The sequence below is a fragment of the Rhodovulum iodosum genome, assembly GCF_041020385.1.
GTDB lineage: Bacteria > Pseudomonadota > Alphaproteobacteria > Rhodobacterales > Rhodobacteraceae > Rhodovulum > Rhodovulum iodosum.
Genome location: NZ_JBEHHI010000001.1, coordinates 739843 through 755153, shown reverse-complemented (window position 1 = coordinate 755153; position 15311 = coordinate 739843). Strand labels below are relative to the sequence as shown.

At 67.9% G+C, this 15311-nt stretch carries 15 protein-coding genes; 9 read left to right on the top strand and 6 right to left on the bottom strand.

Features of this window, described 5'->3' with window-relative positions:
* Nucleotide 1: 1 nt before the first annotated feature.
* Entirely contained in the window at nucleotides 2-436 is a 435-nt protein-coding gene (locus Ga0609869_RS03670; protein ID WP_125407648.1) for an RrF2 family transcriptional regulator, read from the bottom strand.
* Between the two features lie 201 nt (nucleotides 437-637).
* On the opposite strand from Ga0609869_RS03670, the gene cydD reads away from it, so the two are divergent.
* From cydD to Ga0609869_RS03630, 8 genes are all read left to right on the top strand, one after another.
* Nucleotides 638-2281 carry a thiol reductant ABC exporter subunit CydD gene (cydD, locus tag Ga0609869_RS03665; protein WP_125407651.1) on the top strand — a complete coding sequence of 548 codons (1644 nt, stop codon included), beginning with the start codon at nucleotides 638-640 and terminating at the stop codon, nucleotides 2279-2281.
* Nucleotides 2278-3933 carry an amino acid ABC transporter ATP-binding/permease protein gene (locus Ga0609869_RS03660; RefSeq protein WP_125407653.1) on the top strand — a complete coding sequence of 552 codons (1656 nt, stop codon included), beginning with the start codon at nucleotides 2278-2280 and terminating at the stop codon, nucleotides 3931-3933. The genes cydD and Ga0609869_RS03660 overlap by 4 nt, the downstream gene beginning before the upstream one ends.
* A gap of 135 nt (nucleotides 3934-4068) precedes the next feature.
* On the top strand, nucleotides 4069-5670 hold the full coding sequence (locus Ga0609869_RS03655; protein ID WP_125407656.1) for a cytochrome ubiquinol oxidase subunit I: 1602 nt from the start codon (nucleotides 4069-4071) through the stop codon (nucleotides 5668-5670).
* 5 nt (nucleotides 5671-5675) lie between these two features.
* Nucleotides 5676-6827 carry a cytochrome d ubiquinol oxidase subunit II gene (gene cydB / locus Ga0609869_RS03650; protein ID WP_125407659.1) on the top strand — a complete coding sequence of 384 codons (1152 nt, stop codon included), beginning with the start codon at nucleotides 5676-5678 and terminating at the stop codon, nucleotides 6825-6827.
* Nucleotides 6828-6842: 15 nt separating this feature from the next.
* Complete coding sequence (gene cydX, locus Ga0609869_RS03645) at nucleotides 6843-6965, top strand: cytochrome bd-I oxidase subunit CydX (protein WP_125407662.1); 123 nt, start codon at nucleotides 6843-6845, stop codon at nucleotides 6963-6965.
* Nucleotides 6966-7127: 162 nt separating this feature from the next.
* Nucleotides 7128-8447, top strand: coding sequence for an NAD(P)/FAD-dependent oxidoreductase (locus Ga0609869_RS03640; RefSeq protein ID WP_125407665.1), 1320 nt, complete (start codon nucleotides 7128-7130; stop codon nucleotides 8445-8447).
* 12 nt (nucleotides 8448-8459) lie between these two features.
* Nucleotides 8460-8819 (top strand): DUF5368 domain-containing protein, encoded by a 360-nt coding sequence (locus tag Ga0609869_RS03635; RefSeq protein WP_125407668.1) that lies wholly within the window; start codon nucleotides 8460-8462, stop codon nucleotides 8817-8819.
* 21 nt (nucleotides 8820-8840) lie between these two features.
* Entirely contained in the window at nucleotides 8841-9824 is a 984-nt protein-coding gene (locus Ga0609869_RS03630) for an SLAC1 anion channel family protein (RefSeq protein ID WP_125407671.1), read from the top strand.
* A 150-nt stretch (nucleotides 9825-9974) separates the two neighbouring features.
* Here Ga0609869_RS03630 and Ga0609869_RS03625 read toward each other — a convergent pair whose 3' ends face one another.
* From Ga0609869_RS03625 to Ga0609869_RS03615, 3 genes are read right to left on the bottom strand one after another with little or no spacing between them, the layout of a single operon-like run.
* Nucleotides 9975-10760 carry a metal ABC transporter permease gene (locus Ga0609869_RS03625; RefSeq protein WP_125407674.1) on the bottom strand — a complete coding sequence of 262 codons (786 nt, stop codon included), beginning with the start codon at nucleotides 10758-10760 and terminating at the stop codon, nucleotides 9975-9977.
* Complete coding sequence (locus Ga0609869_RS03620; RefSeq protein WP_125407676.1) at nucleotides 10750-11496, bottom strand: ATP-binding cassette domain-containing protein; 747 nt, start codon at nucleotides 11494-11496, stop codon at nucleotides 10750-10752. Before Ga0609869_RS03620 ends, Ga0609869_RS03625 begins: the two co-directional genes overlap by 11 nt.
* Nucleotides 11493-11990, bottom strand: a complete 498-nt coding sequence (locus Ga0609869_RS03615) for a Fur family transcriptional regulator (RefSeq protein ID WP_125407679.1) — start codon at nucleotides 11988-11990, stop codon at nucleotides 11493-11495. The genes Ga0609869_RS03620 and Ga0609869_RS03615 overlap by 4 nt, the downstream gene beginning before the upstream one ends.
* An 83-nt stretch (nucleotides 11991-12073) precedes the next feature.
* Between Ga0609869_RS03615 and Ga0609869_RS03610 the strand changes: the two genes are divergently transcribed.
* Nucleotides 12074-13012: a zinc ABC transporter substrate-binding protein gene (locus tag Ga0609869_RS03610; RefSeq protein ID WP_125407681.1), complete on the top strand. Its 939-nt coding sequence runs from the start codon at nucleotides 12074-12076 to the stop codon at nucleotides 13010-13012.
* 1 nt (nucleotide 13013) lies between these two features.
* On the opposite strand, the gene Ga0609869_RS03605 is transcribed toward Ga0609869_RS03610, so the two are convergent.
* Both Ga0609869_RS03605 and Ga0609869_RS03600 read right to left on the bottom strand, forming a co-directional pair.
* Complete coding sequence (locus tag Ga0609869_RS03605) at nucleotides 13014-14330, bottom strand: cytochrome-c peroxidase (protein ID WP_125407684.1); 1317 nt, start codon at nucleotides 14328-14330, stop codon at nucleotides 13014-13016.
* The gene (locus Ga0609869_RS03600) at nucleotides 14327-15307 is read right to left on the bottom strand and encodes an aldose epimerase family protein (RefSeq protein ID WP_170168854.1); all 981 of its coding nucleotides are present in this window, start codon (nucleotides 15305-15307) and stop codon (nucleotides 14327-14329) included. The genes Ga0609869_RS03605 and Ga0609869_RS03600 overlap by 4 nt, the downstream gene beginning before the upstream one ends.
* Nucleotides 15308-15311: the final 4 nt, after the last annotated feature.

Below are 15311 nucleotides of genomic sequence, written 5' to 3'. Positions count from 1 at the left end.
CTCATGCCAGCAGCAGGGTGTCCTCAAGCTCGGCATTGCCGGCCACCAGGTCGGACAGGCTGATCGCGTCGAGCGTATTGTAGAATTCTGCCAGCGCCGTGACCAGCGCGCCCTTCAGCCTGCAGGAGCAGGAGATCGGGCAGGTATTGGTCTCGGGGTCGAAGCATTCGGCGAACGGCACGCCTGCCTCAAGCTTGCGAAAAACATCCCCCACGCTGATCTCCTCGGCGGGCCTGTTGAGGGTCAAGCCGCCGTGCCGGCCGCGGGTCGTGCGCACAAGCCCGTGATGGCTGAGCGTGTTGATCACTTGGGCCATATGATTTTCCGAGGTGTTGCAGGCTTTTGCAATATCCGACTTGCGCACCAGCCGCCCACCATTTACGGCACAATACATAAGGGCCCGCATGGCGATGTTGGTGCGTATCGTCAGACGCATCGGGGGTCCTTTCGGCTCAATGCCCGTGAAGGGTGCAATGCTCCATTGTGGATGCATGAATTATTGAGCATAGAGGCTGCACCGTGAAGGGCAAGCGCCATTTCGCGGGTCCGACATGCCCAGGCAGGGCGTAGCGCGAGGCGGAGAGTGAAGGGCAGACGCGCAAAAAAGACCGATCCGGCGGCGACCCGCCTGGAGCTGATGACCGAACCGGTGCGCCAGACGCTGCGCAGCGCCGGCGATCTCGGCACGCTGTCGGCCCTGTTGTGGCTGGTGCAGGCCGGTGCCGTTGCGCTGGCCGTCGGCGACATGCTGGAGCCCGAGGGCGGACTGCCCGGCGGCGTGGCGGTCTACGCGCTGGTTTACATCCTTGTGGGGATACTGCGCGCCGCGCTCGACAGCCGCTCGGGGGCGCTGGCCTTTGCCGCGGCCGACTGGGTGCTGGCCAACGAGCGCGACCGCCTGATCGCCCGCGAAAGCCGCCGCCGCACCGACGACCCCGCGCGCCAGCCCGCCGCCAAGACCGCCACGCTGGCCGCCGAAAAGCTGGCCGCGCTCACCCCTTACCTGATCCGCTACGCGCCGGCCAAGCGCCGCGCGGCGGTGATGCCGCCGGTGATCCTGGCGGTGTCGTTCCTGTTTTCCTGGGCGGTGGGCCTGGTCCTGCTGGTGGCCGGGCCGCTCATCCCGGTTTTCATGGCGCTTGTCGGCATCGCCGCCAAGGAGGCCAGCGAGCGGCAGATGGAAGAGCTGTCGGACATGAACGTGCTGCTGCTGGAGCGGCTGACGGCGCTGGTGGATATCCGTCTGCTGGATGCCGCCGGGCGCACCACCGCGCAATTCCAGGAGGCCGCCGACCGGCTGCGCAAACGCACGATGGAGGTGTTGCGCATCGCGTTCCTGTCCTCGACCGTGCTGGAATTGTTCGCGGCGCTGGGCATCGCGATGGTGGCGGTCTACGTGGGCTTTGCGCTGCTGGGCGAGTTGGGCTTCGGCGCCTGGGCCACGCCGCTGACCGTCAGCGAGGGGGTGTTCCTGCTGCTGCTGGCACCGGATTATTTCCAGCCGTTGCGCGACCTGGCCGCCGCCTGGCACGACAAGGCCGACGCCTCTGCCGTGGCGCGCGAGCTGTCGGCGCTGGAGGCCGAGGAGGAGACGGCGTTCCTGGGCAGCGGCACCGCCGTGGCCCCGATGTCGGCGGGCGCGCTGTCGGTGCGGGGGCTGGTGCACCGGCTGCCGGGCGGCACGCGAATCCGCTATCCCGATTTCGATCTGGAGCCGGGCGAGACGCTGGCGGTGACCGGACCATCGGGCGTGGGCAAGTCGTCGCTGCTGCGCCTGCTGGCCGGGCTCGATGCGCCCGAGGCGGGCGAGATCAAGCTGGGCGACACGGTGCTGTCGGGCGAAACCGCGGATGCGTGGCGCGCGCAGCTCGGCTGGATGCCACAGGCACCGCGGTTTCTGTCGGGCAGCCTTAAGGCCAACCTGACGCTGGCCGCGCGCCCGGGCGACGACCGCCCGCTCGACGCCGCGCTCGACCGGGCCGCGGCGCGCGAGGTGGTCGAAACCCTGCCGCGGGGCCTGCATACCCAGCTGGGCGAGACCGGCATGGGCGTGTCGGGCGGCGAGGCGCGGCGGCTGATCCTTGCCCGCGCGGCCCATGCCGAGCCCGCGCTTCTGCTGGCCGACGAGCCCACAGCCGACCTTGACGAAGAGACGGCGACGCAGGTGGCCGAGGGCCTGCTGGGGCTGGCGCGCAGCGGCGCGGCGCTGGTCGTGGCCACCCATGACGCGGGGCTCGCCAAGCGGATGGACAAGGAAATCGTGCTGGAGCCGGACCGGTGAAGCATCTGTGGCATATCCTGCGACTGATCTGGCGCAAGCAGCCCGGCGCACTGTTGCGGGGCACGGCGCTGGCGGTGACGGTCCTTGTGGCCGGCGTGGCGCTGCTGGGCCTGTCGGGCTGGTTCATCACCGCGGCGGGCGCCGCGGGGTTGGCGGGTGCCGGCATCGCGTTCAACGTCTTTCAGCCGTCGGCGGCGGTGCGCCTGCTGGCGCTGGCCCGCACCGCGGCGCGCTATGGCGAGCGGCTGCTGACCCACGACGCCACGCTGAAAAGCCTGACCGACATCCGCGTGGGCCTGTTGCGCGGGGTGCTGAATCTGCCCTTCGACCGGCTGTCGCGGCTCAGGGGCGCCGAGACGCTGAACCGGCTGGTCGCCGATGTCGACGCGCTGGACGGGATCGCGCTGCGCCTGTTCATTCCGGCGGTGTCGGCGCTGATCCTCTATCTCGGTGCCTACGGTACGCTGGCCTGGCTGACCGATCCGCTGCTGGCGGGCTGGATCATGTCGAGCTTCACCCTCGGTGTCGGCTATGTGCTGTTCTGGACCGCACGCCACGCCATGGCGCCCTCGCGCCGGGCCGAAAAGGCGCTGCAGGCCTATCGCATCCGCCTGATCGACCTGTTGCGCGCGCGCGACGATCTCTTGGTCTACGGCCGGCTGCCCGACCAGAGCTCGGCGGTGGCCGCGGCCGAAACCCGGATGCGCGAGAACCTGAACGCGACCGACCGGCTGGAACGCCGCGCCGGGCTGCTGCTGGCGCTGACGACGACGCTGTCGGGCGGTATCGCGCTGTGGCTGGGCGCGGCGCTGGCCGCGCGCGGCGAGATCACACCGGCGCTGGCGGCGCTGGGCTTTTTCGCAACGCTGGCGCTGGCCGAGACCGTGGTGCCGCTGCGCCGTGGGCTGGCCGATATCGGCCGGATCCTCGACGCCGCGCGGCGGGTCACGGGGCTTTTGCCCGATGACGGCGCGCCGGCCGCCCCGGCGATCGCGCCGGCGCAGCCCGCCGGAGCCGCGTCGTTGACGTTCGAACAGGTGCGCTTTGGCCATTCGGGCGCGGTGCGGCAGGTGCTCGAAGGGTTCGACATGGAGATCGCCCCGGGCGAGATCGTGGCGCTGACCGGCGCCAGCGGCAGCGGCAAGAGCACGGTCCTTGCGCTGGCCGCGCGGCTGGTGCGGCCCGACGCGGGCCGCATCCTGCTGGACGGCCAGCCGATCGAGACGCTCGACCATCCGCTCTTGCGCGCCCATGTCACCTATCTGCCCCAGCGCAGCACGCTTTTGGGAAACAGCTTTTTCGACGTGCTCGCGCTGGCCGACCCGGCCCTGACCGAGCCCGATGCCGAGGCTGTGCTGGAGGCCGTGTCGCTGAGCGAGACCGTGGCCGCCCGCGGCGGGCTGCGGTCGCGGCTGAAGGAAAACGGCGCCGGGTTGTCGGGCGGCGAGCAGCGCCGCCTGGCGCTGGCGCGCGCGCTGTTGCGCCGCCCCGGCCTCTTGCTGCTGGACGAGCCGACCGAGGGGCTGGACCGGCCCACCGCCGCGGCGGTGCTGAATGGCATTCGCCATGTCCTGCCGAACGCGACGATCCTGACCGCCTCGCACCGGCGCGTCGAAAAGGACTGGGCCCAGCGACTGGTTCGGATGCCCTAAAGATGCATCTTGAATATGTCAAATTGACATAGGTCAAAGAGTGCACACGGGCGGATACCTAGAACGGCTCTAATGTGTTTTTGAGATACACATTAAGGAATCGCTAGGGTAACGGCCACAAGGAGGCCCCGCCAAATGGAACTCGACATTGTCGAGCTGTCCCGGCTCCAGTTTGCCATGACAGCCATGTTTCACTTCCTCTTCGTGCCGCTCACGCTTGGTCTGTCGATCATCGTGGCGATCATGGAGACGGTCTACGTCATGACCAATCGCCCGATCTGGCGCCAGATGACGAAGTTCTGGGCCACGCTGTTCGGGATCAACTTCGTGCTGGGGGTCGCCACGGGCATCACCATGGAGTTCCAGTTCGGCATGAACTGGAGCTACTACAGCCACTATGTCGGTGACGTCTTCGGTGCGCCGCTCGCCATCGAGGGCCTGATGGCATTCTTCCTTGAGGCGACCTTCGTGGGCCTGATGTTCTTCGGCTGGGACAAGCTGTCGAAGGTCGCCCATTGCGTCGTGACCTGGCTGGTGGCGATCGGGTCGAACTTCTCGGCGCTGTGGATCCTGATCGCCAATGGCTGGATGCAAAACCCGGTCGGGGCCCAGTTCAACCCGATGTCGATGCGGATGGAGATGACGTCCTTCTTCGAGGTGATTTTCAACCACGTCGCCCAGGCCAAGTTCGTGCACACGGTCTCGGCCGGTTACGTAACGGCCTCGGTCTTCGTGCTCGGCGTTTCGGCCTGGTACCTGCTGAAGGACCGACATATCGAACTCGCACGCCGCTCTATCGCGGTGGCGGCCAGCTTTGGCTTGGCCTCGGCGCTGTCGGTGGTGATCCTGGGCGACGAATCCGGCTATTCGGCCACCCATACCCAGAAAATGAAGCTCGCCGCGATCGAGGGCATGTGGGAAACCCACGAGGCGCCCGAGCCGTTCAACCTGGTCGGCCTGCCCGACATGGAAGAACGCGAGACCCAATTCGCGGTGAAAATCCCGGTGGTGATGGGCCTGATCGGCACACGCTCGCTGACCGAAGAGATGCCGGGCATCAACGAGTTGGTGATCGAGGCGGAAGAGCGCATCGAAAACGGGCTGGTCGCCTATGACGCGCTGATGCAGATCCGCGCGGCGCGCGGCCAGGCCACGCCCGCGCAGACCGCACTGTTCGAAGCGCACAGCGAAGACCTGGGCTTTGCCTTCCTGCTGAAGCGCTATGTCGAGGACCCGCGCGACGCCACCCAAGAGCAGATCGAAATGGCGGCCGCCGACACCATCCCCGGCGTTCCCCAGCTTTTCTGGGCGTTCCGCGTCATGGTGGTGCTGGGCTTCGCCTTCATCGGCGTCATGGCCTACTTCTTCATCCGCGCGAACTTCTACCGCATGTCCTTCCCGCGGTGGGCGCTGCGGGCGGCAGTGATCGCCATCCCGACGCCGTGGATCGCGGCCGAGATGGGCTGGTTCGTGGCCGAGTTCGGCCGGCAGCCCTGGACGGTGGACGGCGTGCTGCCGACCGCGCTGTCGGTCAGCAATCTCAGCGTGGCGCAGGTTGCCCTGACGCTGGCGGGTTTCGTCACCTTCTACTCCATCCTCTTCGTCATCGAGATGGGGCTGATGGTGAAATACATCCGCAAGGGCCCCTATCTCGACGTGCCGGAAACCGAGGCCTGGGTCCGCAAACATCGTGAACGGCTGGCCGGCAACGGCCCCAGCACCCAACCGGCGGAGTAAAGACCATGATCCTTCACGAACTCGTGGATTTCGAAATCTTGCGCGTCATCTGGTGGGTCCTGCTGGGCGTGCTTCTCATCGGCTTCGCGTTGACCGATGGCTTCGACCTTGGCGTGGGGGCGCTTCTGCCCTTCGTCGCCAGGACGGATGTCGAGCGGCGCGTGGCGATCAATACGGTGGGCCCGGTCTGGGAAGGCAACCAGGTGTGGTTCATCCTGGGCGGCGGGGCTATCTTCGCCGCCTGGCCACCGCTCTACGCGGTCAGCTTCTCTGGCTTTTACCTTGCCATGTTCCTGATCCTCGCGGCGCTGATCCTGCGCCCGGTGGGCTTCAAGTACCGCTCCAAGCGTGACGACGAGCGCTGGCGCACCGCCTGGGACTGGGCGCTGTTCGTCGGCGGCTTCGTGCCCGCGCTGGTCTTCGGCGTGGCGGTCGGCAACGTGTTGCAGGGCGTGCCCTTTTACCTGACCGAGGATCTGATGCCGATGTACGAGGGCAATCTCTTCGGCCTGCTGAACCCCTACGCGCTGCTGGCCGGTCTGGTGTCGCTGTCGATGCTGGTGATGCATGGTGCGGCCTGGCTGGTGCTCAAGACCGAGGGCATCGTCGCCCACCGGGCCCGCATCTTCGGCGGCTATGCTGCGGTATCGACGATCGTGCTGTTCGTCCTTGCCGGGTTCTGGCTGGCGGCGGGCATCGACGGCTACGCCTTTGCCGGCGAGGTCGTGACCGACGGCCCCTCGAACCCGCTGATGAGCGAGGTCGAAAAGGGCGGGTCCTGGATGACGGCCTATGGCGCCCGGCCCTGGATCGCGGTTGCGCCGGTTCTGGGCATTTTGGGGGCGGGGCTGGCCTTGCTCGGCTTCAAGGCCGGCAAGGAAGGCTGGACGATGATCGCCTCGAAACTCTCGATCTTGGGCGTCATCTCCACGGTCGGGCTGACGATGTTCCCGTTCATCCTGCCCTCCAGCATCGAGCCGAACTCGTCGCTGACGGTCTGGGACAGCTCGTCCTCGCAGCTGACGCTCTTCGTGATGCTGGTCTCGGCGGTGATCTTCGTGCCGATCATCCTGGCCTATACCGCCTGGGTCTACAAAGTGCTGTGGGGCAAGGTCACGTCCGAGGACGTGTTGGACAACAGCGATTCCGTTTACTGAGAAAGGAGCGACCGGATGTGGTATTTTGCTTGGATGCTCGGCCTTCCGCTGGCGGCGCTCTTCGCCGTTGTGAACGCCATGTGGCTGGAGATGAACTGCGACAGCGAATACGAAAGCGGCCGGCGCAAGCCTGAATGAAGCTGCTTGGGCGGGGCTGGACACGGCCCCGCCCACCTTGCCAGGCGCCGTTGCGGCCCGGGCCCGAAAAATCCCCTTACGGTAAAAGATGAGTCTTTGACATAAGTCATGGAATCTGTATACCGACATATGCAAATATACGAATGTTTAAGGAGGAGACGCATGACCGACCCCCTTCACCTTGGCGCCTCGCGCCGCGCCTTTCTTGGGCTCGCGGCCGGTGGGCTGGCGTTGGCCGGCGGCAGCGCGCCCGCCCGGGCCGAGAAGGTCAAGACGCAAGCGCGGATCGTGATCCTGGGTGCCGGTGCCGCGGGCACCGCGATGGCCAACCGCCTGGTTGACCGCCTGGACGGCGCCAAGATCACCATCATCGACGGGCGCAAGCAGCATCTCTACCAGCCCGGCTTCACCCTGATCGCCTCGGGCCTGAAACCGGCCGATTACTCGGTCTCGTCCACTGGCGAATGGCTGCCCCGCGGGGTGGACTGGATCGACGAGGCCGCGGCCGAGATCGACCCCGAGGCCAAGAAGATCGTCACCGCCGGCGGCAAGACCGTCGCCTATGATTACCTGATCCTCGCCGCTGGCCTGACGCTCGACTGGGGCGCCATCGAGGGCTTCTCGCTCGATATGGTGGGCACCAATGGCATCGGCGCCGTCTATGCCGGCCCCGAATATGCCGCGCGCACCTGGGGCGCGATGGACCGCTTCACCGACGAAGGGGACGTGGCGCTTTTCACCCGTCCGGCGACGGAAATGAAATGCGCCGGCGCGCCGCTGAAATACACCTTCCTCACCGACGATTACGCGCGCCGCAAGGGCAGTCGCGGCCGGGTGCGGATCGACTATGCCGCCCATGGCGGCAGCCTGTTCTCGGTGCCGATCGTGAACGAAAAGGTGCGGATGCTGTTCGACGACCGCGGCGTGAACGTCACCTACAACCGGGTGATGAAGGCCATCGACCCGGCCAAGAAGATCGCCACCTTCAGCTCGCCCGAGGGCGACGTCGAGATGGAATACGATTTCACCAACGTCATCCCGCCGATGGTCGCGCCCGAGGTGATCCGCAATTCGCCGCTGCCCTGGCAGTCGGGCAAGTGGGTGAACGAGGGCTGGGCCGAGGTCGACCCGCAGACCCTGCGCCACGCGCGCTACCCCGAGGTCTTCGCCGTGGGCGACATCGCCGGCGTGCCGAAGGGCAAGACCGCGGCCTCGGTGAAATGGCAGGTGCCGGTGGCCGAGGATCATCTGGTGGCCGATATCGCCGGCAAGATGAGCCCGGCAATCTACAACGGCTACACCTCCTGCCCGCTGATCACCCGGGTGGGCCGGGCGATGCTGGTGGAGTTCGACTACAAGAACAACCTGACCCCGTCCTTCCCCGGCATGATCGCGCCTCTGGAAGAGCTGTGGATCTCGTGGCTGATGAAAGAGGTGGCGCTGAAAGCCACCTACAACGCGATGCTGCGCGGCAAGGCGTAAGGAGAAAAACCGATGAAAGACCTTACTCTCGAAACTTTGATCGCTGTTTTCGAAGAGATCTTCGGAACTGCGCTCTTTTGGACGATGGTTGCGGTGGCGGTAATTATTACTCTCGCATTCATCTTTGTTCTGATTCGTGACCGCAGCCTCGAAGCGCGCTACCTGGCGCGCGCCGAACTGTCGGCGCCGATCGGGGCGATCGCGGCGATCCTGTTCGTGCAATACATGACGAATTCGGGCTTTTCCGATATCGGCGGGCCGGTCGATTTGATCGTGCTGATGCTGACGGGGATCGCGGGGGCAGGCGGCCTGATCTTTCTGGCCTATGTGGTGCAGGCGCTGCTCGGACGAGACGAGGAAGAGAGCTACTGAGCTGAGGAGTTTCCAAAAGATATGAGCACATCCGCCGATATCGAGCCGCAGGCGCAGGAAAGCCGCCTGGCACATTACCCGATCACCTTCTTCGCGACGGTCATGGGCATGCTGGGCCTTACCCTGGCGCTGCATGCCGGGGAACAGGCCTTTTCGGTGGGTGTGCATTATTCGCACTATGCGCTGCTGGTCTCGGCCGCGCTGCTGATCGTCGTGGCCGCTGGCTACGGGCTTAAGATCCTGACCCATTTCAAGATGGCGGCCTGGGAATGGCACCACCCGGTGCGGCTGGCCTTCTTCCCGACCATCTCGGTCTCGTTGATCCTGATGTCGATCGCGACCCTGGGCGAATACCCGGCCATCGCACAGCCGCTCTGGATCGTCGGCACGGCGCTGCAGGGGGTGCTGTCGCTTTTGGTGATCTCCGACTGGATCGGCCATCGCGACTTCAAGCCGGGGCACCTGAGCGCGGCCTGGTTCATCCCGCCGGTGGGCAACATCCTGGTGCCGATCGCCGGCGCCCAGCTGGGCTATACCGACATTTCCTGGTTGTTCTTCTCGGGCGGGTTGCTGTTCTGGATCGTGCTGCTGACCCTGGTGATGAACCGGCTGACCTTCCACGACCCGCTGCCCAGCCGGTTGCAACCCACGCTGGTGATCCTGATCGCGCCGCCCGCGGTGGGCTTCATCTCGTGGATGAAGCTGAATGGCCAGCTGGACCTTCTGGCAATGTTCCTGCTGAACTCGGCCTATGTGTTCGCGCTGATCGTGGCGACGCAATTGCCCAAGATCCTGAGGCTGCCCTTCGCGCTGTCCTTCTGGGCGCTGTCCTTCCCGCTGGCGGCGCTGACCATCGCCACGTTCCTCTATGCCGGCGAGACGCAGTCGGAGATGCACAAATACCTGGGCGGCGGGCTGCTGGCGCTGCTGGTGGTGGTCATCGCCCTTCTGCTGGCGCGCACGGCGGTGGCGATTGCCAAGCACGAGATCTGCCAGCCCGAGTGAGGCCGGTCCTATTGCGTGACAGGGGGGCGGGCCAGTGGGGCGCCGCCCCTTTCCTTTTTGCGGGGCGGAGAGGGAGACAGGGGGCGCTGCCCCCGGCGCCCGATTCCGGGCGCCTCCCCCGGGATATTTCGGGCCAGAAGAAGTGGGGGATCAACGCAGGCGGGGCAGGACGAGGCTGGCGGCGAAGATCAGGCTGGCGGCAACGACGATCGAGGGCCCCGCCGGCGTGTCGAAGACGAGCGAGCCCCAGAGCCCGGCCAGCGCCGAGGCGGCGCCGATGGCGAGCGCGCCCAGCGCCATCGCCTCGGGCGAGCGGGCCAGCGCGCGCGCCGCGGCGGGCGGCACGATGAGCATGGCCACGATCAGCAGCGCGCCCACAACCTGCAGGGCCACGGCGACCACGAGCGCAAGCGCCAATGTTAGGATCGCCCGTTCGCGCGCGGGGTTGAGCCCGGCCGCGCGGGCGAGGTCCTCGCTCACGGTGACGGTGAGCAGCGCCGACCAGCGCCAGGCCAGCAGCCCCGCCACGATGAGCGCGCCGGCCCAGATCGTGGCGAGCTCGGCCCGGCCGACGGCAAGGATGTCACCGAAGAGATAGGCGGTGAGATCGACCCGCACCCCGCGCAGGAAGGAGACCGCCACCAGCCCGAACGCCAAGGCGCCATGGGCCAGCACACCCAGCGCGGTGTCGGCGGCAAGCCCCCGGCCGGTGAGCCCGCCCAGGGTCAGCGCCATGGCCAGCGCCGCGGCGAGCGTGCCAAGGAAAATCGAGGTCGAGAAGGCAAGCGCCAGCGCAACGCCCAGGATCGCCGCGTGAGAGGTGGCCTCGCCGAAATAGGCCATCCGCCGCCAGACCACGAAACAGCCCAGCGGCCCTGCGGCCAGCGCGACGGCCAGCCCGGCGAGCGCCGCGCGGACCAGGAAATCATCGAGCATGGGCGGGTTTTTCCTCGTGGGTGCAGGCGTCGTGCGCGTGGTCGTGCGCATGCTGGTAGAGCGCCATGGTGCCGTGGGTGCCGTGGCCGAAAAGCGCGCGGTATTCGGGTGCGGCGGTCACCACGCGGGGGTGCCCCTCGCAGCAGACATGGCCGTTGAGGCAGATCACGCGGTCGGACGCGCTCATCACCACGTGTAAATCGTGGCTGACCATCAGGATGGCCGCGCCGGTCTCGCGCCGAATGTCCTCGATCAATGCGTAAAAGGCGGCGGTGCCCGGCTGATCCAGGCCCTGGGTGGCCTCGTCGAGGATCAACAGGTCCGGCGCGGCGAGCAGCGCGCGCGCCAGCAGCACCCGCTGGAACTGGCCGCCCGAGAGCGCGGTGATCTGGCGGTGCTCCAGCCCCGGCACGCCGGTGCGGGCGAGCATCGCGGCGACCTCGGGTTCGGGCCGGCGGTTGGGCAGCGACAGGAAGCGGCCCACGCTGAGCGGCATCCGCGCGTCGACGGCGAGCTTTTGCGGCACGTAGCCGATCTTGAGCCCCGGAGCGCGAGTGATGCGGCCGGCGGCAGGGCGCACCGCGCCCAGGAGCGCGCGCACCAGGCTGGACTTGCCCGAGCCGTTGGGGCCGATCAGGGTGACGATCTCGCCCTTGGCGATGGCGATGTTCACGTTCGACAAGGCGGCGACGGGGCCATATCGCAGGCTGAGCCCCTCGGTGGCGATCAGGCTCATCGCGCACCCTCGCGGCAGGCGGGGCACAGGCCCGTGGCCTCGATGCTCATCCGGTCGATGTCAAATCCGGCGCTGGCCGCGGCGGCCTGCATGGCGCGGGCCACGTCGTCGCCCGGCGCCTCGGCCAGCGCGTCGCAGCCTTCGCAGATCAGGAAGGCGGGCACATGGGCGGTGCCCGGGTGCATGCAGGCGCAAAAGGCGTTCAGCCGGCGGATGCGGTGCGCGAGACCGTGGTCGACGAGAAAGTCGAGCGCCCTATAGGCCACCGGGGGCTGGCGGGCAAAGCCGTCCCCGGCCAGCCGGTCCAGCACCTCGTAGGCGCCCAGCGCCTTGTGGCTTTCCAGCAGGATTTCCAGCGTGCGCCGGCGCACGGGTGTCAGGCGCAGGCCGTTGCCTGCGGCCATCGCCTCGGCGCGCGCCAGAACATTGCCGGTGCAGGCGCTGTGGTCGTGGCGGGCAAAGGCGAGCGGCGGGTCGGTTGGACGGGTTGTCATGATTACCCCTTGACACGTTACGCTATAACATATCGATATCTGCCCGTCCGCTACAACCCCGCTTGATCTTCGGGAGGTCGCCCATGCGCCGCATCGCCGCTATTCTGTCGCTCGCCCTTGTCGCCATGCCGGCGCGTGCCGAGGTGCCGCGCGTCGTGACCGACATTCCCCCCGTGCATGCCCTGGCCGCGGCGGTGATGGGCGATCTGGGGGCGCCGGACATCCTGCTCGACAAGGGGGCCGACCCGCACCATTTCCAGTTGCGCCCGTCGCAGGCGCGGGCGCTGGAGGGCGCCGATCTGGTGGTCTGGGTGGGTCCGCGGCTGACGCCGTGGCTGGACCGCGCAATCGACGGTGTGGGGCTGAGCGGCGCCTCGATCGAATTGATTTCGGCCGAGGGCATGGTGCGGCGCGACCTCGGCGAAGACAATCATGACCACGATCACGACCACGATCACGACCAGGCCGAGGCGGGGCATGACGAGCCCGCGCATGACGGCACCGACCCCCACGCCTGGCTGGACCCCGGCAACGCCCGCCGCTGGGTCGAGGTGATCGCCGCGGCGCTGACCGCGCTCGACCCCGACAACGCGGCGGCCTATGCGGCCAATGCCGACGCGGCCCGTGCCGCCATCGAGGCGGCCGAGGCCGAGGCGCGGGGCATCCTCGCCCCCGTGGCGGACGCGCCGGTCATGGTGTTTCACGATGCCTATGGCTATTTTGCCGATCATTTCGGGGTGAACGTTGTCGGCGCCATCGCCCTGGGCGATGCGGCCCGCCCCGGTGCGGGCCGGCTGCGCGCCCTGCGCGACACGCTTCAGGCGGCCGGGGCCGTCTGCATCTTCCCCGAGGCCCAGCACGACCCGGCCTACGTGGCCGCGCTGGTCGACGGGACCGGGGTGAGGGTGGGCGCGCCGCTCGACCCATCGGGCAGCACGCTGGATTATGGGCCCGCGCTTTACGGCGCGCTGCTGGTCGGGATGGCCGGCGCCATCGCCGACTGCGTGACAGGGACGGAGTGATCTAGTTTTCCGGCCGCTCGACAGGCAGACCGCTGGGCACCTCGTCGGGCACCCCGAGGCGTCCGGCAAGGCTGGCCCGATCGGTGAGGCTGCCTAAAAAGGCGATGAGCTGGGCGATTTCGCTGTCGCTCAGCTCTTGCAGGGCCAGTTCGTTGGCCGCGGCGATCGCGGCCAGATCCTCGGGCGTGTCCATCACCGTGAAATCGGGCGCCGCGCCGGGCAGGGGGGGCAGCACGGCCTGCGCCCGCTCATAGGCGGAAAGCGATGCCACCGGATCGAGATGGTGGCGAATGACCGCCATGAGCGTGTCATAGGCGCCGGCATGGCCATAGGGCGGGGTCGCGGTGACATTGCGCAAGGACGGCGTGCGAAACCTGTAGGCGTCTTCGGCGCGGCCGGTCACGCGCATCCGGCCGACATCGCGCTGGTGGCTCTCGAAGCGTTCCACCTTGCCGGGGCCGATCTGCGGCATCGCGATGGCGTGAAAGTCGTGATCGGTCTGGAACCGGCCCGAATGGCAATCGGCGCAGCCCGCCTTGCCGTAAAACAGCGCCATCCCGGCGGCGGCGTCCTCTGGCAGCGGCGTGCCCTTGCGCAGGTAGCGGTCGAACGGGCTGTCATCGGCACGCCATTCCCAGGCGATGAAGGCGGCCAGCGCGTTGGAGATGTCGGTAAAGCGGATCGGCGTCTCGGCCCCGATCACCCGGTCGAACGCGGCGCGGTAGGCAGGGATCGCCGCCACGCGTTTGGCCACGATGTCCCACGCGCCGCCCTCGCCGGTCAGCATTCCACGGCGCACCGCGACCGACACGTCGCTTTCGCCGTAATGCCCGGCCATCTCGTCGGGCGAGAGCACGGGGAACATGTTCTGCGCGGAAAGCGCACCGGAAAAGCCCTGCACCATCTCGTCTTCCAGCGGCGTGCGCAGGCCCGAGGGGCGCGCCGGGTCGACCTCGAGCCGTCCGTCATGGAACAGGTGGGTGAACTCGGCGGCGCCGAGGTTGAACAGCGCCTGCGAATTGCGCGGGATGCGCTGCTCGGGCATGTTTTCGGGGTCCGGTCGGCGGTCGGGGCCGAGGCCACGCGCCCCGTCGCCGAGCCCCAGCGACAGCGCGTCGGAGGTGCCGAAGGCGGGGTGATGGCACGAGGCGCAGGACACCTGCCGACTGCCCGACAGGATAGGGTCGTAGAACAGCAACCGGCCTAGACGGACTTGCTCGGGGTTCTGCGCCGGGAAAAAGGGCGCGTTGCCGGGCAAAGGCAGATCGCCATGCGCGGGCAGGGCGAAAAGGATCAACAGGCACGCGGCGCGGATCATGAAACCTCGACCTCCAGACGCTGGGCGTAGGGCGCCTCGGGGCTGCACAAGATGGGCGGGAAGCCGGGCTTGTTCAGCGCATCGGGAAAGCCCTGGGGCTCCAGGCAGAGGCCGGCGAAGGGGCCGATGGTTTGGCCCTCATGGCCGCCGTCCACGGCGCCGAGGCCGCCGGCTGTATAGAATTGCAGCCCCGGCCGGTCGGTCGTCAGCCGAAGCGTCAGCCCGTTGGGCGCGCGCACCGTCGCGGCGGGCTGGCCGCCGTCCAGAACATAGTTGAGGTCATAGCCCTGCCGGTCGGGGTCGGCCTCTGCCAGCCGCCGGGCGCTGGTGAAATCGAATCGGGTGCCCGCGACCGGGGCGATCTCGCCGGTGGGCAACAGCGTCGCGTCGGCGGGGGTATAGCGCTGCGCGGCGATCTCGACCGCGTGGCCGTAGACATCGCCGCCGCCCATCAGGTTGTAATAGTTGTGCTGGGCCAGGTTCACCGGGGTCTCGCGGTCTGGGGTCGCCTCGAATTCGTAAGTAAGCCGCGGCGCTTTCAGCGTGATCGTGACGGTAAACGCCACCCGCCCCGGATAGCCGTCTTCGCCGTCGGGCGAGGTGTAGCTCAGCCGCACGGCCCCGGCGCCGCTGTCGGCCTCCATCGACCAGAGCTTCGTTCCGAGGCTGCCATGCAGGTGATGGGGGGGCATGTTGACGGGCAAGGCGTACTCCTGCCCCCCGAGCGTGAACCGCCCGAACCCGGTGCGGTTGGCCACCCGCCCCACCACGGCGCCCAGAAAGCCGCTGCTGCCCGCATAGGCCATCGGGTCGGCATGGCCCAGCACCACGGGCACATCCCGGCCCCGTTGCGCCACCCGCCAATCCTGGGTGATGCAGCCGAGGTTGAGGATCGCCACGCGCATCGCGCCGCTGTCCAGCACCGCCCGCATCAGGGGCGCGCCGTTCAGGGTACCGACCTGGCGGGGCGGTTCCATGCGA